Raw genomic sequence first — 23,632 nt, 5'->3', positions numbered from 1 at the left:
GCTGGTCGGCATGACCGATACCAAGACCGTCGACTTCTGGTTCGATCCCGCCTGCCCGTGGGCGTGGATGACCTCCCGCTGGATCATCGAGGCGGCGAAGCACCGCGACCTCGACGTGCGCTGGAACGTGATGAGCCTCTTCGTCCTCAACGAGCCCAAGCTCGACGAGCTCCCCGAGCAGTACCGCGCGTTCATGCCCGGGACCCTCCCGGCCGTGCGCGTCGCCACCGCCGTCGCCGAGCAGTACGACAACGAGACCCTCGGGCGGCTCTACACCGCCCTCGGCAACCGCATCCACCTCCGCAAGGAGCGCGACTCCGCGGTCTACATCGCCTCGGCGCTGGAGGCCGTCGGCCTTCCGGCCGAGCTCGCCAAGGCCGCCGACACCGACGAGTGGGACGCGGCCCTGCGCGCCTCGCACGAGCGCGGCATCGGCCTGGTCGGCACCGACGTCGGCACCCCGGTCGTCGCGGTCGAGAACGACGAGGGCGTCAAGGTCGGGCTCTTCGGCCCGGTCGTGACCCCCGCCCCGCAGGGCGAGGCCGCCGCGAAGCTGTGGGACGGCGTCTACGCCGTGACCACCACGCCGGGCTTCTACGAGCTCAAGCGCTCGCGCACCGACGGCCCGAACTTCGACAACCTCGTCGACGACCTCTAGCCGCGCGGCTCCGGCCGCACAGCGGAACGCCCGCAACGCGATCGCGTTGCGGGCGTTCCCCTTGCGTGCTAGCTGACCTGGGAGAGCCAGGACTGCTCGGTGCCGCCGGCGGCCTGGCGGTAGGGCGCCAGCTCGCGCTCCCACTCCAGGCCCAGGAGCTGGTCCAGCCCGGAGCGGAGCGCCTCGGCGCTCGTGGTGGTCGCCAGGAGCGCGCGGATGCGGTCCTCGGCGATCATGATGTCGCCGCTGGCGCTCATCGCGGCGCGGTAGACGCCGCGGCCGGGGACGTGCATGATGCGCTCGCCGTCGACGCCCGCGCTCGGGTCCTCGGTGACCTCGAAGCGGAGCATCGGCCACTGCGCGAGGGCCTTCGCGAACTCGGCGCCCATGCCGGCGTAGCCGGTCCAGGGGCGCTCGGCGCGCATGGTGCCCCGCTCGGCGTCCTGCGGGGACCAGCCCAGCTTGACCGTTCCCTGGCGCGAGGCGCCGCCGGAGCTCTCCAGGACACGGCCGATCGCCCACTCGACGTGCGGGCACACGGCCGGCGGGCTGGAGTGGATGTAGATCACGCCGCGTGTCTGCATCGCGCACCTCCTTGGAAATCGGCGAATCTGAGTACCGGCTCACTCCTTGTGGTCATTTGGCTACGACTTGAAGTCGCCCAACGGGTATCGGCCGGGCCGATCAAGGGATGATCTCGGACCCGGCGCGCTATTCCGCTCTGTTACATACTGACAGCTTCGAAAGCATCGCGCTAGGCTTAAACGGCTCCGGGCGCTCACTTTTTCGATCATTCGATGTGTCACACCCGGTGTATGTGCTAGTCGTCCCAGGCGACACCTGAGCTACACTTGCGCATGACCGGCGTACTGTCGGTTTTCTTTTGTGGTCCAACCCAGGTTCAGTGCCAGTCTTCGGGGCTGCTCTTCCTGCGTGAGACCGAGATCCGTCTACACGACATGGTGAGGAGACCGGCGTGGCAGCCAACACTTCCAAGACAGCACGCGCTTCCGTCAAGGCCGGCCAGGGCAAGGGTGCTGCGGGCCTCAGCGTCCTCGGCGAGTTCAAGTACCTGATCCCGCTGAACAACGGCAAGCACGTCTACCTGCGCAACCTGACCGACGGCAAGACGATGCACCTCGCCACCGGCTCCGAGGCGTTCACCGAGGCCGTCAAGGCCCTGGCCGCCGCCGGGCACGGCGAGAAGATCAAGGCCGAGATCGAGGGCCTCGCGGCCAAGCTCCCCGCGGAGCAGGGCTGGGACACCACCCTGAAGAACCTCGAAGAGGCCGGCGCGTTCGCCGCCGAGGCCGTCGCCGCCTAGGTCTTCGCACCCGCGACAGCCGCGCTCCATGCCCCTCCGGGCGTGGGGCGCATTTTTCTTGCCCGCCGGAATTGGTCGATCAAATGTTCGACGGCGCTATTCGCGGCCCATTTTCTGCAACTGCGGAATGCGACTCCAGAGTGGCGCGCACCGCCCGATCGGGCGGCCTCATTCGCCGAGATCGGCCGTGCACACCGGTTCGGACATCGGGACGTGGTTGATGTCCCACATCGCGCTCACCTGGAAGCAGTAGTCGTCGTCGGGCACGAAGCCGGCGACGGTGTACGTCGTCTCGCTCGTCCCGGCCTCGTCGAGGACCTCGGCCTTCTCGTCGCCGACGCGCTGCGCGAACACGAAGTACTTCAGCGACGCCGTCGCGCCCTCGGGCGCGGTCCAGCTCAGCGTCACCTCGCCGTTGTTCCACGACTCGATCACGAGGCCCGTGGGGGCGTTCTGCCCGTCCGTCTCGGCCTGGTCGAGGTCCTCGGCCCCCTTGTTCGGGACCAGCAGCCACAGCCACAGGGTCATGACGAGCCCCAGGACGACCGAGATCGCCAGACCCAGGACCACATACCCCTTGAGGCTCCGCGGGTCCTTCTGCTTCGGCTGGACCTGCTTGGCGGGCTTGTACGCCTTCGTCTTGCGCTGCTTCGCGCCGTCGCGCCCGATGACCGGCGGCGCGAACACCTGCTCCTGCGGCGGGGCCGCGTGCTGCTGCATCGGCGACGCCTGCGGCGTCCACGGCGTCGGCGGCGGCTGCATGCTCACCGGCGCCTGCGGCGGCGCCGAGTACGGGGCGATGTGCGGCGCCGCGGACGCCGGGGCGCCCGAGAACGGCTGCGCGGACATCGGCGCCCCCGAGAACGGCGCGGCCGAGACCGGCGCGCCGCCCAGCTGCTGCGCGTACCGCGGGTCGACCGGGTGCCCCAGCTGCGAGGCGAACCCGTCCGTGCCGCCGCCGGTCATCCCCCCGGCGGTCGAGCCGAGCGTGTTCCCGTACTCCGAGTGCGGCATCGGCGGGACCACGGGCGCGAACGGGTCGAGCGGCACCCGCGTCCCCCGCGAGGCCACCTCGGGCCGGTACACCGTCTCCTCGTTCGAGACGTCCCCGATCACCGACGGCGCGGCGGCCTTGCCGACCCCGCCGCCGTACATCCCCCGCTGGAGCTCCTCGGCGAACGCCTCGCACGACGCCGGACGCCGGGCCGGGTCGCGCGACAGGCTCCGCACCAGCAGGCCCTCGAGCCAGTCCGGGACGTCGTCGCGCGGGAGCTTCGGCGGCGGCACGTCGGAGGTGACGCGCTGGCGGTGCGTGTCCGGGTCGGTGCCGCCCTCGGGATTCGCGAACGGCGCGAACCCGGCCAGCAGGTGCCACATGCTCGACGCGAGGCTGAACAGGTCGCTCGCGGCCGTCTGGGCCTGCCGCAGCAGCGCCTCGGGGGAGGCGTGGAGCGGGGTGAGCTTGTCGATCGCGGCCGTGGCCGCGAGCGCCGCCGGAGTCCGGGCGATCCCGAAGTCGGCCAGCGCCGGGCCGTACTGGCCGCGCAGAATGTTCTGCGGCTTGACGTCCCGGTGCAGGATGTCGGCGTTGTGGGCGGCCTGGAGAGCCTGCCCGATCTTGACGCCGACGTCGATGACGTCGGGGACCGGCAGGGGGCCGTTCGCCTTGAGGATCGCCGAGTAGGAGCCGCCCTCGCAGTACTCCATGACGATGAACGGGTGCCCGGCCTCGGTGTGCCCGGTGTCGATGATCGAGACGATGTGCGGGTGGTTCGAGACCGCCACGGTGGCCTCGAGCTCCTTCTCGACCGAGTCGGCGGTGGTCATGTCGTCGTCGACGAGCAGGACCTTCACGGCCACGGTCCGGTCGAGGCGCTCCTGGACGGCGCGGTAGACGAACGCGGTCGACCCGTGCGCGACCATCTCGAAGTCGCGGAATCCGGGGATGGCCGGAGTGGGGAGGCTCAAGGCGGGGGCTCTCTTCCGGGGACGTTGTCCCGTCCAGATTAGCCCCCGCCCTGAGACTTGTTCAGATGCGCCCGGCGGAGCCGTTCAGCAGGTTCGCGACCCGGATGAGCCCGAGGTGCGAGTACGCCTGCGGGTGGTTGCCCAGGCCCCGCTCGGCGATCGGGTCCCACTGCTCGGGCAGCAGGCCGGTCGGGCCCGCGCACGCGAGGATCTGCTCGAACAGCTCCTCGGCGTCGGTGCGGCGGCCCACCTGGAGGTACGCCTCGGCGAGCCAGGCGGCGCAGATGATGAACCCGCCCTCGGTGCCCGGGAGGCCGTCGTCGCGGTGGTAGCGGTACACGGTCGGGCCCGAGCGCAGGCCGGCCTCGATCTTGAGGACGGTGCGCAGGTAGCGCGGGTCGTCCGGCGGGAGCAGGCCCGAGAGCCCGATCCACAGGGACGCGGCGTCGAGGTCGTCGTGCCCGTACGCGGCCGTGTAGGCGCCGATCTCGTCGTTCCAGCCGAGTTCGAGCACGTTCTTGGCGATCTGGTCGCGCAGCTCGGGCCAGTCCGGCTTGTACTCCATGCCGAACTGCTCGGCGACCTTGAGCGCCCGGTCCACGGTCACCCAGCACATGACCTTGGAGTAGACGTGGTGCCGCGGGGCCTGGCGGGCCTCCCAGATGCCGTGGTCGGGCTCGTGCCAGCGCTTGGCGACGGCCTCGACCATGTTGGCCATGACGCGCTCCTCGAACTCCGAGAGGTGCCCGCGGCGCTGGGCGACGGCCTCGATGAGCATCGCGACCGGGCCGAACACGTCCAGCTGGACCTGGTTCGACGCGGCGTTGTTGATGCGCACCGGCCGCGCCCCGGCGTACCCGGGGAGCGTGTCGATGATGGCCTCGGGGCTGGGCGCCTGGCCTTCGATGTCGTAGAGCGGGGCGAGCCGCTCGGGGTGCCCGGCGGTGCGTTCGAGGATGCCGGCGACCCACGTGAAGTAGGACTCGGCCTCCTGGAGCGAGCCGAGGTCGACGAGCGCGTTCGCGGTCATCGCGGCGTCGCGGATCCAGCAGAACCGGTAGTCCCAGTTGCGGACGCCGCCGAGCTCCTCGGGCAGCGAGGTGGTGCCGGCGGCGAGGATCGCGCCGGTCGGCTGGTAGCACAGGGCCTTGAGCGTCAGGGCCGAGCGCGAGACGGTCTCGGACTCGATGCGCGGGAGCTTGAGCGAGTCGGACCAGTTGCGCCAGCCGGCCTCGGTGGTGCGGCGGCGCACGTGCACCGGCGGGCGCCACTCGGACAGGTCGTCGATGCCGGCGCGCATCTCGAGCACCAGGGACCCGCCGATGCGGGCGAGGTCGACGGTGGCGACGGCCAGCGAGTGCTGCCCGTCGTACTCGATGTGCCATTCGACGCCGGGCGAGCGCAGGCTGATCGGCTCGCGGCCGCCGAGGACCTTGAGGCCGTCGTCGCCGACGGGCTGGAGCTGGACGGGCAGCTGTCCGAACTCCGGCCGCGGCGCGAACGTGATCTTGACCGGGATCTCGCCGGTGACCTCGCGGACGAGGACGGTGGCGTTCAGGTCGCCGCGGCGGCGCGGGGTCGAGTCGAGCCAGTCGGTGACCGACAGGCCCGACCAGCGGGTCTCGACGGTCATCGTGCCGGCGACGTACCGCTGGCCGAGCGGGATGCCGGCGCTGACCGGCTGGACGGTGAAGTGGCCGGCGTGGTCGCCGCCGAGCAGGTCGGCGAAGACCGAGCCGGAGTCGGGCTTGGGGTGGCACATCCAGGTGACGCGGCCCTCGGGCGTGAGCAGCGCGTGGTTGGCGCCGTCGGCGAGCATCGAGTGGCGCTCGATGAGCTGCGCGGACTCGCCCTGGAGCCAGGCGCGCCGGGTGTCGACCAGGCGCGCGAGGAGGACGGCGACCGCCTCGGGGTCGGCGATCCGGTAGGCGGCCCGGGTGGGGCCGGGGCCGATGCGGACGCCGACGTCGGGGCCGTGGAGGTGCGCAAACGCATTCTCGTCGGTGACGTCGTCGCCCAGGAACAGGACCGCGGACGCCCCCAGCTGGTGCCGCAGCTTGTCGAGGGCGTCGCCCTTGTGGGTGGCGACCACCGACAGGTCGATGACCGCCTTGCCCTCGGTGGTCTGCACCCCGTCCCAGGACGAGGGGCCCTCGCGGACGTCCTCGACGGCCCGGGACGCGTCGGCCTCGCTTGCTTCGCGCACGTGCAGCGCGGCGCCGGCGGGCTTGGGCTCCACCCGGGCGCCCTCGTAGCGTTCGGCGATCGCGGACAGCTCGGCCACGAGCTTGTCGCGCAACCGCTGGTCCTCGCTGGAGAGCGCCCGGGTGAAGCCGACGTCGAACTCGGACCCGTGGGATCCGACCAGGTGCACTTCGGAAGGCAGGCGGGACAGGGCCGCCAGGTCGCGCAGGGCGCGACCCGAGATGACCGCGACCTTGGTCTGCGGCAGGTTCGCGAGCGTCCGCAGGGCCGACACCGACTCCGGGATCGGTTTGGCCTGCGAGGGGTCGGTCACAATGGGGGCGAGCGTGCCGTCGTAGTCGCACGCGATCAGCAGCTGCGGAACGCGGGCGAGCAAGGTGAGGGCCGAGCGGAGCTCGTCGGAGGAGGCTGGGCCCTCCGGGGCACGGCCCTCTGGGCTAGGTGCGGTCATCGTGGCGTATCTCTCCAACACCGTCGTTGCGGAACATGAGTGCCTACCGGCCCCTGCCTGCCGTTTTTCAGTCGGCGGAGGGCAGGCTGCCCGGATTGTACGCCGCGCTGCGCTCCGGAACACCCAGCGCCGTGAGGAAGCTGCGGGCCCAACGGGAGACGTCGTGCTTGCGCAGGTACCTCCTCATGGCGCGCATTCGCTTCATCTTATCTTCGGCCGAGGCGTTCGCCGCTGTCACAAATCCGTCTTTCAAATCGGTCAGATCGTGCGGATTCACGAGAAACGCCTGCCGCAGATCGCCTGCGGCACCGGCGAACTCGCTGAGGACGAGCGCGCCGCGGTTGTCGACCTGGCTGGCGACGTACTCCTTCGCGACGAGGTTCATCCCGTCGCGCAGGGGTGTCACGGCCATCACGTCGGCGGCCTGGTACAGGGCCGCCAGCTCGTAGCGGTCGAAGGACTGGTGCAGGTAGTGCACGGCCGGGAGCCCGACCTGGCCGTACTCGCCGTTGATCCGGCCGACCTCGCGCTCGACCCGCTCGCGCAGGGCGATGTACTGGTCGACGCGCTCGCGGCTGGGGGTCGCGACCTGGATCATGACGGCCTTGGGGACCTCCAGCCGGCCGTCCTCGAGCAGTTCGCGGAACGCCTTGAGGCGCCGCTCGATGCCCTTGGTGTAGTCGAGCCGGTCGACGCCGAGGATGATCGTCTCGGGTTCGCCGAGTTCGGCGCGGATCTCCTTGGCGCGCTGGCGGACCCGCTCGGTGCCGGCGACCTCCTCGTTGGCGGCGGTGTCGATCGAGATGGGGAAGGCGTCGGCCCTGACGAGGCGGTCGTCGACGGTGACGTAGTGCCCGCGGGGCCGGTAGCCGAGCAGGTGCCGGGTGAGCGCGAGGAAGTTCTGCGCCGCCAGCGGCCGCTGGAAGCCGACGAGGTCGGCGCCCAGGAGGCCCTTGAGGATCTCCATGCGGTGGGGGAGCTGCATGAACAGCTCGACGGGCGGGAACGGGATGTGCAGGAAGAACCCGATCCGCAGGTCCGGGCGGCGCTCGCGGAGCATGCCGGGGACGAGCTGGAGCTGGTAGTCCTGGACCCACACGGTCGCCCCGGGGGCGGCCTCGCGGGCGCACACCTCGGCGAACCGCTCGTTGACTTCGTAGTAGGACTTCCACCAGGAGCGGCGGAAGACGCGGGGCTCGACCGCGTCGTGGTAGAGCGGCCACAGCGAGGCGTTCGAGAACCCCTCGTAGTACCGCTCGACCTCGTTCGCGCTCAGTTCGACCGGCAGCAGCGTGACGCCGTCCGACTCGAAGGGCTCGGGGGCGGCGCCGGCGATGCCGGCCCAGCCGATCCACGTCCCGCGGTTGGCCTGGAGCACTGGTTCGAGGGCGGTGACGAGGCCGCCAGGGGATCGGCGCCAGGTTTTCTTTCCCTCTTCATCGACGACGGCGTCGACGGGGAGGCGGTTGGCGACGACGATGAACGATGCGTTGCTCAATGTTTTCCTCCTTTCCGCAAGCCTAGCGGGGGAGGCGTTTCCGGGGGTGGTGGTGACGCACACGCTCCCGCGAGGCCCTGGTTGGCGGACGCCCCCGGGGCTTGACATCATTGGTACCGGTCAGTTCCGTACAGCCCGTCGCACAGCGAAGGATCAGCGTGGCGCAGTTCATCTTCTCCCTGGAAAAAGCCCGCAAGGCGCATGGTGACAAGGTCATCCTCGATGACGTCAACCTCTGGTTCAACCCGGGTGCGAAGATCGGCGTCGTCGGCCCCAACGGCGCCGGCAAGTCGAGCCTGCTCAAGATCATGGCCGGCCTCGACCAGGTCTCGAACGGAGAGGCGAAGCTCGCCGCGGGCGCGACCGTGGGCCTGCTCGCGCAGGAGCCGCCGCTGACCGCCGGCAAGACGGTCATGGAGAACGTCCAGGAGGCCGTGGCCCCGATCCAGGCGAAGCTCGACCGGTTCAACGAGGTCGCCATGGAGATGGCCACCGACTACACCGACGAGCTCATGGCCGAGATGGGCCGCCTCCAGGAGGAGCTCGACGCCGCGAACGCCTGGGAGCTCGACTCCCGGCTGGAGCAGGCCATGGACGCGCTGCGCTGCCCGCCCGGCGACGAGTCGGTCGACCACCTCTCCGGCGGTGAGCGCCGCCGCGTCGCGCTGTGCAAGCTCCTGCTCGAGGAGCCGGACCTGCTGCTGCTCGACGAGCCCACCAACCACCTCGACGCCGAGTCCGTGCTGTGGCTGGAGCGCCACCTCGCCTCCTACCCGGGCGCGGTCATCGCCATCACCCACGACCGGTACTTCCTCGACAACGTCGCCGAGTGGATCCTCGAGCTCGACCGCGGCCGCACCTACCCGTACGAGGGCAACTACTCCACCTACCTGGAGAAGAAGGCCGAGCGCATGAAGGTGGAGGGCCGCAAGGACTCCAAGCTCCAGAAGCGCCTGAAGGACGAGCTGGAGTGGGTCCGCTCGAACGCGAAGGCCCGCCAGACCAAGTCCAAGGCCCGCCTCGGCCGGTACGAGGAGATGGCCGCCGAGGCCGACAAGACCCGCAAGCTCGACTTCGAGGAGATCCAGATCCCGCCGGGGCCGCGCCTGGGCTCGTCGGTCATCGAGGTCAAGGACCTCTACAAGGGCTTCGACGGCAACACGCTCATCAACGGCCTGTCGTTCTCGCTGCCGCGCAACGGCATCGTCGGCATCATCGGCCCCAACGGCGTCGGCAAGACGACCCTGTTCAAGACCATCGTCGGCCTCGAGAAGCCCGACTCGGGCGAGGTCAGCATCGGCGGCACCGTCCAGCTCTCCTATGTGGACCAGAACCGGGCGGGCCTCGACGGCGACAAGTCGGTGTGGGAGGTCGTCTCCGACGGCCTCGACTACCTCATGGTCGGCAAGGTCGAGATGCCCTCGCGCGCCTACATCGCCGCGTTCGGCTTCAAGGGCCCGGACCAGCAGAAGCCCGTCAAGGTCCTCTCCGGCGGCGAGCGCAACCGCCTCAACCTGGCGCTCACCCTCAAGGAGGGCGGCAACGTGCTCCTCCTCGACGAGCCCACCAACGACCTCGACGTCGAGACGCTCTCCAGCCTCGAGAACGCCCTCCTGGAGTTCCCCGGCTGCGCCGTCGTGATCTCCCACGACCGGGCCTTCCTCGACAAGGTCGCCACCCACATCCTCGCCTGGGAGGGCGACCCGGCCACCGGCGAGCCGGCCTGGTTCTGGTTCGAGGGCAACTTCGAGTCCTACGAGAAGAACAAGATCGACCGCCTCGGCGCCGAGGCCGCCAAGCCGCACCGCGTCACCCACCGGAAGCTCACCCGGGACTAGCCGTGGCCCGATTCAAGGTCGACGTCGCCCTCCGCTGGTCGGACATGGACGTCTTCGGGCACGTCAACAACAACAAGTTCATGGTGCTGCTCGAAGAGGCGCGGGTGGCGATGATGTTCGACACCGCCGAGGAGGCCGGCCTCACCGGCTTCCGCGAGGGCGTCGTCGTCGCCCGCCACGAGGTGGACTTCCTCCTCCCCGTGGTGGTCCCCGCCGAGACCAGCGTCGAGATCTGGGTCGAGCGGATCGGGAACTCCTCGTTCACGTTCGCCTACGACCTCGTCGCGAACGGCAAGGTCGCGCTCAAGGCCAGGTCCGTCATGGTCCCGTTCAACACCGAGACCCAGCGGCCGCGCCGCGTCACCGAGGCCGAGCGGGCCTTCCTCGAGCGATGGACCGACTGACCGCCGGCGACGGCCTCGCCTTCGCCGCCCGCGTCGCCCGCCTCGACCCGGACGCGCCCGTCCTCGCCCGCGACGGACGCCTGTGGGCGACCCTGCCCATCGGCGTCCTCGCCGTGCGCGACGCCGGCGGCGCCCTCCCCGACGGCGTCTACCGCGCCGCCGACCTCGCCGCCGGGACCCCGGCCGCGCAGCCCGAGGCCGCCTGGCGCGGGCGCCTCCCGCAGCGGCCCTGGACGGCCGTCGAGACCGTCCCCGCCGCCGACGTCGCCGACATCGACCGCAAGGCCGGCGCCGCCCTGCGCGAGCGCCGCGGCCACGGCGTCGGCGACCGCCGCCTGCGCGACGCCATGCTCGACCACGTGGCCCTCACCGTCGAGCGCGACGGCCGCCTCTACCCCGTCCAGGTCCGCCTCGTCGCCGCCCTGTGCCGCATGGGATTCCTCGGCGACGACCCCGTCAAGGTCCTCCGCGCCGGCCGCCGCCTCGGCCTCTCCGGCACCTTCGGCGCCGTGTGGGAACGCGACCGGGGCCTGCCGCTGCTGTGACCCGGACCCCTCCCGGACCGACCCGATCGACGGTCACGCCGTTCAGTGACTGATTTCCGACGTCCGGAGGATGGGACCGCGCTTCCGTCTCTGATACATATGAAACCCGTGACAGTACCCCGTTCGGGCCTGCGAACAAACGCTCGACGGTTCATACTTTCAGTCAGGATTGGCTGACGGTTGTGCCAAGTCGCGCCGAGTCCCTAGTCTGCTCACTGCAATGCGACGTAACTTGGCTGTGCCCCGCGAAGCACAACCAATCACAACCAATGGCACAGTCCAATACGAATGCCAACGAAGTACCCAAGCACTGCCAGTGATTCGCATTTTGGGTGGGAAGGCGGACAACACCATGGCATGGTGGCGCAGCAGAAAACGCGACGCAGAAGACAACCCGGTGACCGAGGCGGTCGCCGAGGCCGACAGCGAGATCGGCGGCTCCGCCGAGCGCGCGCAGGCCCGCGGCAACCAGCCCAGCGCGGTGCCGACCCCCCGCGCCGAGCGCCGGGTCGAGGCCCCCGAGGAGGCGGTCGAGCTCGAACTCGAGCTCGCCTCCCGCGAGCTGCGCCACGAGCTCACCGCCGAGCAGCTCCTCCTCGGCCCCGAAGAGGAGCAGATCTCCGAGGTCGAGCGCTGGCACCTCATCAAGCAGGACCTGGCCGAGATCGACCCCGAGTTCATCGCCGACCTCGAGCAGATCGCGGCCGACGCCCGCGACGAGGCCGCCCCGCTCGACTCCGACCGGATCATCGCGGCCCTGAAGAGCCTCGACATCCGCTACCTCGTCGACGAGAACGGGGGCATCGTCGCCCTCTGGGAGCGGCACATCGTCCAGGTCCGCGCCGAAGGCCCCGACGCCGACATCCTGGTGCTGCGCGCCCGCGCCTACCAGACCGTCCCCCGCGAGTGGGCCGAGCGCGGCTACGCGGCCATGAACGAGTGGAACCGCACCCGCCGCTTCCTCAAGGCGTACCTCGGCGAACCCACCGAGTCCGGCGCGCTCCCCGTGTTCGGCGAGATCCAGGTCCCCGTCCGCCCCGGCATCACCACCGCGCTCCTCGAGGAGCTCATCGACTGCGGCACCGCCATCTCGGGCACGTTCGTGGAATGGCTCGAAGGCGAGCTCCTGTAAGACCTCCCGACCGAAGGGGGCGGACCGCACGGCGGTCCGCCCCCTTCCGCGTTCCCGGTCCGGGACGACGCGGCGACGCCGGAGGGCGGGACGCGATCGCGTCCCGCCCTCCGGCGTCGCAGTCTGCTATTGCGTGGTGTGCTTGCTGAGCCTCGGGTTCATGCGTTGCGCGTGCTGAGCCTCAGCTGCACGGGTTCCGCATGCTGCGCCTCTGGTTCATGCGTTCCGCATGCTGCGCTCTAGCTTCATGCGTTCCGCATGCTGAGCCTCTTGCTTCACGCGTTCCGCATGAAGTCCGCGGCCCGCTCCATGTACTCCCACATGACCCGGTCGTACTCCGGCGGCAGCGCCACCTCGTCCATCGCGGTGCGCATGCACTTGAGCCAGGCGTCGCGCTCGCGCTCGCCGATCACGAAGGGCGCGTGGCGCATTCGCAGGCGCGGGTGGCCCCGCTCCTCCGAGTACGTGTGGGGCCCGCCCCAGTACTGCTCCAGGAACATCTTGAGGCGCCGGGCCGCCGGGCGGAGGTCCTCCTCCGGGTACATCGGCCGCATGACCGGGTCCTCGGCCACCTGGGCGTAGAACGCGTCCACGAGGCGTTCGAAGGTCTCCTCGCCGCCCACCGCCTCGTAGAAGGACTGCGTGGGCGCGGGCTGACCAGTCGGCGTGAGGGGCACAACCGCCCGCGGGCTGTCACTAGGCATCTTTCAATCGTGCCAACCGCGGCCCCGAGTGGAAAGCCGATCCGGTGCGCGTCACACCGAATGGGCTCTATATCACCGATCCGCCTACGCGGTCGTGCCCGCGGCCCCGGCCGCCCCGCCGTTCGCCATCGTGCGCGGCACGTAGATCCGCCCGCTCGACGCCAGGTCGATGATCCCGGCCTCGCGCAGCGCCTCGGTCACACGCCGCCGCAGCTCGCGCCCGGCCGCCCACTGCTGGTCCGAGGTCATCCGCACGCCCAGGCGCACCTTGATCTCGTCGATCGTCATCTCGATCGGGCCCAGGTACTCGGGCGCCTTGAGGACGTGGTCGCTCCACTCCTCGTCGTCCTTGAACTCCTCGGCGACCCGCGTGATGATCTCCCCGGCCCGGTCGATGTCCGCCGTCGGCGGCAGCGGCGTGTCCACCACCACGTACGCCCAGCTCTGGCTCGAGTTGCCCACGCGCAGGATCTGGCCGTTGCGCACGTACCACAGTGTCCCGTCCAGCGACCGCAGCGTGGTCACCCGCAGGCCCATGTCGACCACGGTGCCCGTGGCGTCGCCGACGTCGACGTTGTCGCCGACCCCGTACTGGTCCTCGAGGAGGATGAAGATCCCGGCCAGGTAGTCCTGCACCAGGTTCTGGGCGCCGAAGCCGATCGCGATGCCGGCGATCCCCGCGCTGGCGAGGATCGGCGCCAGGTTCACGTTGAAGGAGCTGAGCACCAGCATGAACGCGACCGTGTAGATCACGATCCCGGCGACGTGCTGGAGCACGCCGGTGAGCGTGTCGGCCCGCGCCTTCGACCGGTCGCCGAGGAGCTCCTCGCGCCGGGAGTTCGAGGAGCCGAGCTTGTCGGCGAGGTCCGCGATCGACTGCGGGCCCTTGATGGTGGTGACCTGCTTGATGATCCGCGCGATGGCCCGGTTCACGACCCACCGCAGCAGGAACGCGACGACGAGGATCAGCAGCACCTGCCCGATCTTGTCGAGCACCGAGCCGGCGTCCACCGCGAACTCCTTGTTGTCGCTGATCCGCCACAGCAGCGAGCAGGCGTTGAACCCCGTCTCGCAGGGGGACGCCGTCTCCGCCTGGGCAAGCACTTCCACGTTCACCATTCTCCGCTTCCGACCCCGGCCGCACGGGCCCCGGCACCGCACCGTCCGAGGCCACCGGGGGTTCGAACAGACGATATTCGTTCGTCATTCAAGATCCCACGGAACCAGGGTGCAATTTTCTGAGATATAGGTCAAACTTGACGGGACCGATGGCTTGGAGGTACGTCACCGTGATAGGTCCTCGACATAGGAGCACGCTCGACAGCGATGACCCTGCCCCAGGGGTGCACGCGAATCTCTTCACGCACGGCGTCGGTCTCGGATCGGCGCTGGTCCTCAACCAGAGTTACGAGCCGCTGTGCGTGATACCAGTGAAGCGGGCGGCGGTGCTGCTGCTCACTCGCAAGGCCGAAACCGTCACTCCTGGTGACGGTTTTCTGCGCTCCGAAACCATGCACATCCCCGTCCCCTCGGTGGTCCGGTTGAACCGCTACGTCGCCATCCCCCGTCAGGTGGGCGCCAGCCCGTCGCGCCGCGGCGTGTTCACCCGCGACGACTGGCGCTGCGTGTACTGCGGCTCCTCGGCCGAGACGATCGACCACGTGGTGCCCCGCTCGCGCGGCGGGACGCACACGTGGGACAACGTCGTGGCGGCGTGCGCCCCCTGCAACCACCGCAAGAGTGACAAGACCCTGGCCGAGCTCGGCTGGCGGCTCCCGCGCGTCCCCAAGCCCCCCTCGGGCTGGCAGCTGCGCGGGTTCCGGGGACAGCGGCGTCCCGACCCGGCCTGGGAGGCGTGGCTGCCCCGCCACGGGAAGGAGCGCGCCCGCCTCTCGTAGTGCTCCCCATCGGACGGGACGGGCCCGCCGGCACGGTCTTCGGACCGCCGGCGGGCCCGTCCCGTTCCCATCGGCCTCCGCCCCTTGGGAACCCGGGTTGCACGCTCCGCGGAGCGGGTACTTCCCACCTGCGGCGATGTGAGGGGCGCAATTGGATTAGGCTGAGAGCGGTCGCGGCGCCCGCTTGCCATTGGCGTTGTCACCATGTCTCTGCAACTAGGGGAGCAACAATGGATTTCCAGGACTGGCTGATTCTGTTCGGCGCCCCGATCCTGGTCGTGGTCACGGTGTTCACCGTGGTCTTCCTGCGGCACCCGCGGCCGCAGTCCCGCTACCGCGCGGGCCGTCCTTACGACTTCAAGCCGGTGTGGTTCGTGGCCCGCAGCGTGGCGGCGCCCGGCGACACCGGTTCGCACGCGGCCGCGCTCGACGCCGCCCACGGCGAGGCGCTCGCCAGTGGACCCAAGGGAGGCTCCCATGGCAAGTGGTAACCAGGTCGCCGTCGCCACCACCGACGGCATCGTCGAGGGCGTCGACCGCAGCCCCGAGCTCATGCGCCAGCCGATGCTGGAGGGCCCCTTCGACGTGAAGGAACTCCTGCACCTGGACGAGGCCCTGTCGGTCGCCGAGCGCGACGGCGGCGGCCTGCACTACAGCGTCTACGTCGGCCCGCTGCACGACCCGGTGCGGGGCGCGGCCGAGGCGCTGCACGACCGGCTCGCCGACCCGGAGCGCTCCGTGCTCATCGCCGTCTCGCCCGAGCAGCGGCAGCTGGAGATCGTCACCGGCCGGCTCGCCCAGGAGAAGATCCCGGACCGCTCCGCGGCCCTCGTGGTCTTCTCGATGGAGGCCGCGTTCGGCGCCGGCCAGCTCGCCGGCGGGATCATCACCGGCCTGCGCATGCTCGCCGAGACCGCACAAGGACGCTAGCCCGCCAGAAGTGCAGCGGCGCCAGCCCGCGAGAAGCGCAGCGGCGCCAGGTCCACTGGAAGACCAGCGGCACCGAGCAGATACGACGAGCGGCGGCCGGGAGGTGCACCTCCCGGCCGCCGCTTCATGCTTGTCAGTCGTCCGCGGGCTGCTGCCGCTTGAGGAGCCCGTCGGCGTCGGTGAGTTCGAGCTTCCCGATGAACTCGACCCACGAGAGGGAGTCGGCGACGGTCTCGCGGATCGACAGGATCGTCGTGCCGGGGATGCGCATCGTGAGCGTCGCGGGCGTCCCGATCTGCTTCTGCGCCAAGACCGCCTCGGTCGGCTGGCCGTTGAGGCCCTTCGCGAGCTCGAAGACCGCGGACTCGTTCTCGCGGGCCTTCGGCACCCAGTCCATGTCCCGCTTGAGCATCAGCGCCGCGCCCACCGGCTTGCCGTCCGCCTCGCCGCTGTACGTCAGCACGATCCGGTCGGCGGTGCCGCGCGCGCTCGACAGGCTCCAGGCCGCGTCGGTCACGTCGACGAGCTGGCCCTGGAAGCGCCGCACCGAGGTCCGCACCTGCTTCGCGGTGCGCCGGTCGGCGAGCGGCTTCGCGATGAGGCGGAAGAACACGACGAGCACCACGAGCACGAGCAGGCCGATGCCGGCCGCGGCGAGCCAGTGCAGGCCCGCCTCGGAACTCCAGATGATCGACATCGGCACGAGGATGCCCGAGGCGAAGCCCAAGAGCGGCTTGAGCCAGAACGGCCCGGACCCGCCGGGCAGGCGCAGCGGCGCCATGAGCCCCACGACGGCGGCCACGACCAGGGCGATGCCCGTCAGCTCCGGCACCGGCACGTCGTAGCGGCGGAGCCATTCGACCGCCCACCACGACAGGAACACCGAGCCGATCGCGACGGTGGGGATGAGGAGCACGACGGCGAAGACCAGCTGCTGCGGCTGCGGCCGGGTCCGCGAGGCGAGGACCGGCCCGAGGAGCAGGAGCGGCAGGACGACGCCGAACAGCGCGACCAGGGTGGCGCTGAGGACGACCACCGGCAAAAGCGCGGACAAGACTGCTCTCTCCATTCATCCCCAGGGCGGGCACGCCGCGGCCGCGCCGCGACACGGCGAGCTTACCAACGGCGTGAGAAGCACTCGGGGCTCCGGGACCGGTCGTGCCGGCCCCGGAGCCCCGGGTCGCGGGCGCTTACGCGCGCGCGTCGAGCTCCTGGCCCCTCAGGGCCCGGGCGGTGTCGGCGCGGCCCTCGGCGACGCCGCGCTTGACCGGCGCGGGCCGGTCCTCGGCCAGCCACGCGTCGAGCACCGCGAGCGACTCCGCGTCGATCAGGTTCGACGGGAACGCGAGCTTGGAGAACTCGACGGCCTGCTGGGCGCCCAGCTTCTCCCACAGCTCCGGCACCGCGTCCAGGTACGGGCGCAGGTACGGGCGCACCAGGTCGGCCTGGTCCAGCGGCGCGAACCCGAGCATCGAGGAGCGGCGCACGTAGTTCTCCGAGGCCGGGTCCACGATCCGCTCCCAGGTGCGCTGCTTGGCCTCCGCGGTCGGGACGACGGCGCGGGCGATGAACGACAGGCGCTTCCCGTCCGCGGTCGAGTCGCGGTTGAGCTCGGCGTCGATCGCCTCCTCGGCGACGGCGCCCGTCGCCACGAGCACGGTCAGCAGTGCCCAGCGCAGGTCCGCGTCCACCGCCAGGCCCTCGGGCACGCCGGCGCCCTCGAGCCACCCGGCGAGGCGGGCCAGGTCGGCCTCCGAACGCGAGGCCGACGCGTACGCCTTCGCCCACGACCGCTGCGGGTCGGAGCCCGGCGCGGCCGCGCCCATGGCCGCCTCCGCGGCCCGGGCCCAGCGCTCGCGCAGCTCGGCGCGGTGCGACGGGTCGGCGTAGGCGAGCGCCCCCGCGACCTGCCGCTGCGCGACCGTCACGATGTTGATGTCGTCCTCGGCCGTCAGGCTCGTGCAGCCCAGCTCCACGAACTGCGACGCCGGCAGCTCGGCGTCGCGCAGCATGTCCCAGGCCGCGGCCCAGATCAGCGCCCGCGCCAGCGAGTCCTCCAGCGCCGAGGTGTGCGCGACCGCCGTCGCCAGGCTCCGCTCGTCCAGGCGCAGCTTCGCGTACGTCAGGTCGTCGTCGTTGAGCAGCAGCAGGTCCGGCTGCCGCACCCCGGCCAGCTCCGGCACCGCCGTCGCCTCGCCGGTCACGTCCACCTCGATCCGGTCGCGGCGCTTGAGCACCCCGTCCTCGAGGTCGTACAGGCCGATCGCGATGCGGTGGGTCCGGTGCGTCGGGTGCTCGGCGGGCACCTCCTGGAGCACCGTCACCGACGTGTAGTTCCCGTCGCCGTCGACCGCGACCTCCGGGCGCAGGGTCGAGACCCCGGCCGTGCGCAGCCACGTGTCCGCGAAGTCCTTGAGCGGCTTGCCCGAGGCGGTCTCCAGCTCCCCGAGCAGGTCCGAGAACACCGCGTTCCCGAACTGGTGCTGCTGGAAGTACGCGCGCAGGCCCGCCAGGAACGGCTCGATGCCGACGTACGCCACCAGCTGCTTGAGGATCGAGGCGCCCTTGGAGTAGGTGATCCCGTCGAAGTTCGCCTGGATCTCCTCGGTGTCGCCCGCGTCGGTGTACACCGGGTGCGTCGTCGGCTGCTGGTCGGCGCCGTAGCCCCAGTTCTTGCGCGCCGACAGGAACGTCGTCCACGCCCCGCTGAAGCGCGTCGCCTCCACGTTCGCCCAGTGGCTGGCCCACTCCGCGAACGACTCGTTCAGCCACAGGTCGTCCCACCAGCGCATGGTGACCAGGTCGCCGAACCACATGTGCGCCATCTCATGCAGGATGACGTTCGCGCGCTGCTCCAGCTCGAAGTCGGTGACCTGCGAGCGGAACAGGAACGAGGCCTCGGCGATCGTGATGCAGCCGAAGTTCTCCATCGCGCCGAAGTTGTACTCCGGGGCGAAGACCTGGTCGTACTTCGGCAGCGGGTAGCGCACCCCGAAGTGCTCGTGGAAGTGGTCGAAGCCCTGCCGCGTCACCTCGAAGACCCCCTCGGGGTCCAGGTAGTCCTTCATGGACTGGCGGCAGTACAGGCCCATGTCGATGCCGTCGTGGACCTCGTGCACCCCGTAGTACGGGCCCGCGCAGATCGCGGTGATGTACGGGCTCATCCGCACCGACGTCTCGAACAGGGTCACCTTCGTCTGGAGCGCCTCCACCACGGTCTCGGAGGCCGCCGGCATGTTCGAGATCACGGTCCAGTGCTCGGGCGTGCGCACCTGGAACGTGAAGCTGGCCTTCAGGTCCGGCTGGTCGAAGCACGCGTACACGCGCTGCGCGTCGGCGACCTCGAACTGCGAGTAGAGGTAGGTCTCCTTGTCGACCGGGTCGACCATGCGGTGCAGGCCCTGCCCGTCGGTCGAGTACGTGCAGACCGCGTTCACGACCAGCTCGTTCCGCGCGGCCAGGTTCGTGATCCGCAGGCCCGCCTTCGGGTCGTACCCGGAGACGTCGACCGGCTCGCCGTTCAGGAACGCGTCCTCGATCCGCTCGGCCGCGATCTCGATGAACGTCTCCGCGCCCGGTTCGGCGCAGTCGAACACGACCGCGGTCCGCGAGCCGAAGGTGTCGCCCCGCTCGTGCCCGGTCAGGTCGAGCTCCACGGTGTAGGAGTCGACGGTGAGCAGCTCGGCGCGCCGCTCGGCCTCGTCTCTGGTGAGAATGTGCGTCGACGGCACGATGCCTCCAGTGGTCAAGAGATCGGATATGAAAGAAGTGTGTCACATTCCCGGAGTCCGGTCGGCGGCCACGGTGACGCTACCGCGACCGATTACGCTCGGGGCGTGACTGCTGCACACCCGATCGATCTGGCCTGGCTCTCCACCGGAGGCACGGGCGCGAAGAACTACGACGAGTTCCCCGACGAAACCGAGATCACGCGGATCATCGAGGCGAACCCGGCGTCCATGCTGGGCGTCGAGATGCCCGCCCACACGCCCGAGGCCGTCGCCGCGGGCCTGAGCTTCGACCAGGCCCTGCCGGCCGCGGCCGAGCGGCTCGGCGCCCTCAAGGACGCCGGCAGGTTCGCCGCGTACGGCGACGTGGCCGTCGCCTACCGGATCTCCGGCGGCGAGGAGCCCACCGCGTACGGCGTGTTCTGCCTCGTCGACACCGCCGAGATCTCCTCCTCCGCCGAGGAGCCCGGCAAGGTCATCCGCAACGAGGACGTCTTCATCGAGAAGGTCAAGCAGCGCAACGAGCTCAACCAGCTCCTGCGCCACCTGCTCAGCCCGGTCCTGCTGCTCCAGTCCTCCAAGGGCGAGGAGCTGCACGCCGCGATCGAGGCCGCCATCGCCGACGCCGGCGAGCCCGTGGCCGCCGACCTCGACGAGTCCGGCCGCGCCCACGAGATCTGGCCCGTCGGGGGCGAGGCCGGCGAGCGGCTGGCCGCGCTGGCCGGGGACGGCGACCTCATCGTCGCCGACGGCAACCACCGCTCGCTCGCGGCGCAGGTCGGCGGGCTCGACCGCTTCCTGGCCGTGATCACCACACCCCGGTCGGTCGCCATCCGCCCCTACCACCGCCTCGTCAAGGGCCTGCCCGGCTCCGCCTCGCAGCTGGTCGAGCAGATCGGCCAGATCGGCGCGACCGTGACCGAGGTCGACGGCCCGCCCGAGACGCCCGCCGCGGGCGGCACCGTCGTCATGTACGGCCAGGGCCGCACCTGGGAGGTCGGCTTCGGCGACGTCGAGGGCAGCGTGGTCGACCGGCTCGACCACACCCGCGTCGAGAACGAGGTCTTCACCGCGCTCCTCGGCTGGGAGGCGGGAGACAAGCGCATCACGTACGTCGGCGGCGACTACCCGGCCGCGTGGCTGGCCGAGCAGGTCGACGCGGGCCGCGCTGACCTGGCGATCCTCATCGCGCCGGTGACCGTGCCCGACTTCATCGACGTGAACCTCCAGCGGCTGAAGATGCCGCGCAAGTCGACCTGGTTCGTGCCCAAGGCCCGCGCCGGTCTCGCCATCGCCGAGCTCCCGAAGGGTTAAGGTCTGTCAACGTGCGCATCTATCTCGGCTCCGACCACGCGGGCCTCGAACTCAAGGACCACCTGGTCAAGCACCTGTCCGGCCGCGGCTTCGAGGTCGTCGACGTCGGCCCGCACTCGTACGACCCGGACGACGACTACCCGCCGTTCTGCCTCCACGCGGCCTCCCGGACCGTCGCGGACCCCGGCAGCCTCGGCATCGTGATCGGCGGCTCAGGCAACGGCGAGCAGATCGCCGCGAACAAGGTCCCCGGCTGCCGCGCGGCCCTGGCCTGGAGCGTCGAGACCGCCAAGCTCGGCCGCCAGCACAACGACGCGAACGTCGTCGCGATCGGCGGGCGCATGCACTCGCTCGAGGAGGCCACCTCGTTCGCGGACGCGTTCGTCGACGAGCCCTTCTCCGGCTCCGAGCGCCACCAGCGGCGCATCGACATGCTCACCGCCTGGGAGTCCACCCACGAGCTCCCCGACCTCCCCTAGGCGGCCACGGCACCGAAGGGCCCGGACCCCGGTCCGGGCCCTTCCGCATCCCCGGAATCAGGAGAATTCGCCGAAACACACCTGGAGTTATTGGACGGGTGTCGGTATCGTCGATCCATGTCAAAGGGTCTTCGCGTCATCCTCCAAGTCCTCCAGGTGATCGGCCTCCTCGGAACCCTCCTGTTCCTCGGCTCCTCCCTCGCCTGGCACCTCGCCGACTTCGACCTCACGGGCGTCGCCGAGAGCGCCCCGATCGAGCAGTGGGCGGTCGGCTTCGGCGTCCTCACCGTCGCACTCGCCCCCGCGCTGTGGTCGCTCAAGCGCGACGGCGCCGCCGTCCTCGCCTCCGGCTCGGGCGGCAGCGTCGACCGGGCCGCGTTCGAGCCCGTCGTCTCCCCGCAGCAGCCCGGCAAGCCCGGCGGCGTGTTCGAGCCCATGAACCCCTCCGCCGCCCCGGCCCCGCCCGCCAGCTCGTACGGCCAGCCCGCGGCCGGCTTCGGCTCCCAGCCCGGCGGCGACAGCCCGTGGGGGTCCGGCCGCTGAGGCCCGGTTGCCTCCGAAGCGATGCTGAGATGATGCGTACAGCGGGCCCTCCGGGGACCGCGAAGGGTGGATTCCGGGCGTTACGCTATGGGCTCAGCCTGAGACCCGAAGGACCACGCAATGTCGAACGCCACCGTTGACCTCGTCTGCGGCCCGGCCGACCCCCTCCCGGGGTCAGAGCAGAGCTACCGGCTCACCGGTCTGCTCGGCTCGGGAGGCCAGGCCGACGTGTACCAGGCCGTGCGCGTGTCGGCGGGCGTCGCCTCCGCGCCCCTCACCGTGAAGGTGTTCCGCCCCAACCCCCAGGACACCCGCGAGCACCAGTTCCGGTCCTGGGACAAGGGCGACGCCGTCCTCATGGACCTCCACTCGCGCAACGTCGGCTCGATCTGCCGGCGCATCGACGCGTTCTACGGGCGCGCCCCGCACCCGGCCGGCCGGCCCCCGCAGGGCGACCCCATGCCGTTCCAGGTCCTCGAGTACCTCCCCGGGCACGACCTGCGCCAGCTGCTGTCGCAGCGCCTCGGCCGCGTCGACGCCGCCCGCACGCTCCGCTCGGTCGCCGACGTCATGCAGGCGATGCACCACCCGCCGGTCGGCGCGCACCCGGTCCTGCACATGGACCTCAAGCCCGCCAACGTGATCATCGGCCCCGACGGGTCCGCGAAGGTCATCGACTTCACCGGCGCCCGCTACTACACGCCCGCGCACCTGACGACGATCGCGTACACGCGCGAGACCGCCGGCCCGGAGGCCCACCAGGGCACCGTCGGCCCCGCCTACGACGTGCACGGCTTCGGCTCGATCGCGTTCTACCTGGTCACGGGCGCGACCGCGCGCACGGACTCGCCCGGGCACGAGCAGAGCGTCCCGTGGGCGCGCCTGCGCCGCCACCCGCTGCTGGAGTCGAACCCGCGCCTGCGCGAACTGCTCACCGCGCCGCTCGACGACAACCCGGACAACCGGCCCCGCACCGAGGAGCTGCCGCGCTGGATCGCCGACCTCGTCGCGGTCGTGTCCCGCTCGAACCTGCCCGACCTCGGCGTCGACTGGGGCCGCGCCCCGGCCGCCGCCGACGCGACGCGGCGCCTCGACGCGCCCGGCGCCGACCGGACCCGCCGCATGGACGTCCCGGCCCCGATGTCCGGCGTCCCGGCCATGCCGGCCTCCCCGGCCACGCAGATCGTCCCGCAGCCGGCCGCGAACAGCACCCGCATCATGGACGCCGGCGCGAACCCGGTGCAGGAGAAGACGATCGCCGGACGCGTCCGCGTCCCCGACCAAGACGAACTCCTGGCCCGCCAGCAGCGCCCAGACGGCTCCTTCTCACCCGGCCGCTCCGCCGGCCCGGTCGAGCGGCGCGGCCCGCTGCCGCGGCTGCGCCTCGCCACCGACCCCGAGGAGCCGAGCGAGCGCGAGCTCGCCAAGCAGGACCGGCCCCCGCTGCTCGGCCCGCCCGGCTCCCTCGCGAAGGGCTTCGAGCTGTCCGTCATCGGCGGCCTGTTCTCGCTCATCATGTGGCTGCTGCGCGTCATCACCAACGGCCTCGACACGCTCCAGACCCAGGTCCTCAGCTACCTGTTCGTCCTCGCGGTCGCCGTGGGCCTGTTCTTCCTGATCCGCGTCGCCGGGGGCATCCTGTGGGGCCGGTGGCTGCACGCCAAGCGCAAGTCCGCGCGGCTGGCCCACCTCGCCACGGGCGTCTTCCTGTTCATGGTCGGCATCGACTACCTCGGCGAGCTCGACTGGGACTGGCTCAGTTTCGACTTCACCTGGTTCTCAGACCTTTTCGGACTGTGATATTCCGTCCGAATTCACGGTGAAAAACGCGGATTCCTCCTTCTTCTCATGCGACTTCGAGACTTTCTCCAGCGGTCCTGAAGCGATGAGTCCTACGATTTCCGGTAACGCGCACCGCCGGGTCCTTGCCTGAGCTTTTCCAGATTCGGCGGTGCAACCGATACGGGAGGACGGCGCGTCTCACTGACGACAGATCCCCCCTGGACACCGGAA

At 70.7% G+C, this 23,632-nt stretch carries 21 protein-coding genes; 13 read left to right on the top strand and 8 right to left on the bottom strand.

From position 1 onward, the window contains the following. Positions 1-10: 10 nt before the first annotated feature. A complete protein-coding gene (locus EIW28_RS04750; protein ID WP_125246524.1) occupies positions 11-658 on the top strand; it encodes a mycothiol-dependent nitroreductase Rv2466c family protein in 648 nt (215 codons plus the stop codon). A gap of 68 nt (positions 659-726) precedes the next feature. On the opposite strand, the gene EIW28_RS04745 is transcribed toward EIW28_RS04750, so the two are convergent. Further along, positions 727-1,242 carry a DUF3145 family protein gene (locus EIW28_RS04745; RefSeq protein ID WP_125246523.1) on the bottom strand — a complete coding sequence of 172 codons (516 nt, stop codon included), beginning with the start codon at positions 1,240-1,242 and terminating at the stop codon, positions 727-729. Between the two features lie 392 nt (positions 1,243-1,634). Between EIW28_RS04745 and EIW28_RS04740 the strand changes: the two genes are divergently transcribed. Next, complete coding sequence (locus tag EIW28_RS04740; protein WP_125246522.1) at positions 1,635-1,982, top strand: hypothetical protein; 348 nt, start codon at positions 1,635-1,637, stop codon at positions 1,980-1,982. Positions 1,983-2,150: 168 nt separating this feature from the next. On the opposite strand, the gene EIW28_RS04735 is transcribed toward EIW28_RS04740, so the two are convergent. From EIW28_RS04735 to EIW28_RS04725, 3 genes are all read right to left on the bottom strand, one after another. Next, positions 2,151-3,950: a protein kinase domain-containing protein gene (locus EIW28_RS04735; RefSeq protein ID WP_125246521.1), complete on the bottom strand. Its 1,800-nt coding sequence runs from the start codon at positions 3,948-3,950 to the stop codon at positions 2,151-2,153. A 61-nt stretch (positions 3,951-4,011) separates the two neighbouring features. Continuing rightward, positions 4,012-6,606, bottom strand: a complete 2,595-nt coding sequence (gene otsB, locus EIW28_RS04730; RefSeq protein WP_125246520.1) for a trehalose-phosphatase — start codon at positions 6,604-6,606, stop codon at positions 4,012-4,014. Positions 6,607-6,673: 67 nt separating this feature from the next. After that, the gene (locus EIW28_RS04725; RefSeq protein ID WP_125246519.1) at positions 6,674-8,212 is read right to left on the bottom strand and encodes an alpha,alpha-trehalose-phosphate synthase (UDP-forming); all 1,539 of its coding nucleotides are present in this window, start codon (positions 8,210-8,212) and stop codon (positions 6,674-6,676) included. 50 nt (positions 8,213-8,262) lie between these two features. Here EIW28_RS04725 and ettA point away from each other — a divergent pair, with 50 nt between their 5' ends. From ettA to EIW28_RS04705, 4 genes are all read left to right on the top strand, one after another. Next, positions 8,263-9,942 (top strand): energy-dependent translational throttle protein EttA, encoded by a 1,680-nt coding sequence (gene ettA / locus EIW28_RS04720; protein WP_125246518.1) that lies wholly within the window; start codon positions 8,263-8,265, stop codon positions 9,940-9,942. A 2-nt stretch (positions 9,943-9,944) separates the two neighbouring features. Then, positions 9,945-10,346 carry an acyl-CoA thioesterase gene (locus EIW28_RS04715; RefSeq protein ID WP_232013794.1) on the top strand — a complete coding sequence of 134 codons (402 nt, stop codon included), beginning with the start codon at positions 9,945-9,947 and terminating at the stop codon, positions 10,344-10,346. Beyond that, complete coding sequence (locus EIW28_RS04710; protein ID WP_125246517.1) at positions 10,334-10,891, top strand: hypothetical protein; 558 nt, start codon at positions 10,334-10,336, stop codon at positions 10,889-10,891. Before EIW28_RS04715 ends, EIW28_RS04710 begins: the two co-directional genes overlap by 13 nt. Before the next feature lie 352 nt (positions 10,892-11,243). Then, positions 11,244-12,023 (top strand): type III secretion system chaperone family protein, encoded by a 780-nt coding sequence (locus EIW28_RS04705; RefSeq protein ID WP_125246516.1) that lies wholly within the window; start codon positions 11,244-11,246, stop codon positions 12,021-12,023. A gap of 275 nt (positions 12,024-12,298) precedes the next feature. Here the strand turns inward: EIW28_RS04705 and EIW28_RS04700 are convergent, their stop codons facing one another. After that, complete coding sequence (locus tag EIW28_RS04700) at positions 12,299-12,727, bottom strand: globin (RefSeq protein WP_125246515.1); 429 nt, start codon at positions 12,725-12,727, stop codon at positions 12,299-12,301. A gap of 84 nt (positions 12,728-12,811) precedes the next feature. Beyond that, positions 12,812-13,837, bottom strand: a complete 1,026-nt coding sequence (locus tag EIW28_RS04695; protein ID WP_158630285.1) for a mechanosensitive ion channel family protein — start codon at positions 13,835-13,837, stop codon at positions 12,812-12,814. A 233-nt stretch (positions 13,838-14,070) separates the two neighbouring features. Between EIW28_RS04695 and EIW28_RS04690 the strand changes: the two genes are divergently transcribed. The 3 genes from EIW28_RS04690 (at position 14,071) to EIW28_RS04680 (ending at position 15,555) form a co-directional block, all read left to right on the top strand. After that, on the top strand, positions 14,071-14,625 hold the full coding sequence (locus tag EIW28_RS04690; RefSeq protein ID WP_232013793.1) for an HNH endonuclease: 555 nt from the start codon (positions 14,071-14,073) through the stop codon (positions 14,623-14,625). A gap of 230 nt (positions 14,626-14,855) precedes the next feature. Continuing rightward, complete coding sequence (locus EIW28_RS04685) at positions 14,856-15,116, top strand: hypothetical protein (protein WP_125246512.1); 261 nt, start codon at positions 14,856-14,858, stop codon at positions 15,114-15,116. After that, positions 15,103-15,555 carry a DUF5130 family protein gene (locus EIW28_RS04680; RefSeq protein ID WP_125246511.1) on the top strand — a complete coding sequence of 151 codons (453 nt, stop codon included), beginning with the start codon at positions 15,103-15,105 and terminating at the stop codon, positions 15,553-15,555. Before EIW28_RS04685 ends, EIW28_RS04680 begins: the two co-directional genes overlap by 14 nt. A gap of 133 nt (positions 15,556-15,688) precedes the next feature. Here EIW28_RS04680 and EIW28_RS04675 read toward each other — a convergent pair whose 3' ends face one another. Further along, on the bottom strand, positions 15,689-16,609 hold the full coding sequence (locus EIW28_RS04675; protein ID WP_125246510.1) for a hypothetical protein: 921 nt from the start codon (positions 16,607-16,609) through the stop codon (positions 15,689-15,691). 136 nt (positions 16,610-16,745) lie between these two features. Then, complete coding sequence (pepN, locus tag EIW28_RS04670; RefSeq protein ID WP_125246509.1) at positions 16,746-19,286, bottom strand: aminopeptidase N; 2,541 nt, start codon at positions 19,284-19,286, stop codon at positions 16,746-16,748. 105 nt (positions 19,287-19,391) lie between these two features. Between pepN and EIW28_RS04665 the strand changes: the two genes are divergently transcribed. The 4 genes from EIW28_RS04665 (at position 19,392) to EIW28_RS04650 (ending at position 23,419) form a co-directional block, all read left to right on the top strand. After that, a complete protein-coding gene (locus EIW28_RS04665) occupies positions 19,392-20,597 on the top strand; it encodes a DUF1015 family protein (RefSeq protein WP_125246508.1) in 1,206 nt (401 codons plus the stop codon). An 11-nt stretch (positions 20,598-20,608) separates the two neighbouring features. Continuing rightward, positions 20,609-21,076, top strand: a complete 468-nt coding sequence (locus EIW28_RS04660) for a ribose-5-phosphate isomerase (RefSeq protein WP_125246507.1) — start codon at positions 20,609-20,611, stop codon at positions 21,074-21,076. Positions 21,077-21,193: 117 nt separating this feature from the next. Then, positions 21,194-21,619: a hypothetical protein gene (locus tag EIW28_RS04655; protein ID WP_125246506.1), complete on the top strand. Its 426-nt coding sequence runs from the start codon at positions 21,194-21,196 to the stop codon at positions 21,617-21,619. Between the two features lie 120 nt (positions 21,620-21,739). Then, positions 21,740-23,419, top strand: a complete 1,680-nt coding sequence (locus EIW28_RS04650) for a serine/threonine protein kinase (RefSeq protein WP_125246505.1) — start codon at positions 21,740-21,742, stop codon at positions 23,417-23,419. Positions 23,420-23,632: the final 213 nt, after the last annotated feature.

Origin of the sequence: Glycomyces terrestris (genome assembly GCF_003933745.1) — a bacterium.
GTDB classification, from domain to species: Bacteria; Actinomycetota; Actinomycetes; order Mycobacteriales; family Micromonosporaceae; genus Glycomyces; species Glycomyces terrestris.
This window is presented reverse-complemented; position numbering and strand designations above follow the sequence as displayed.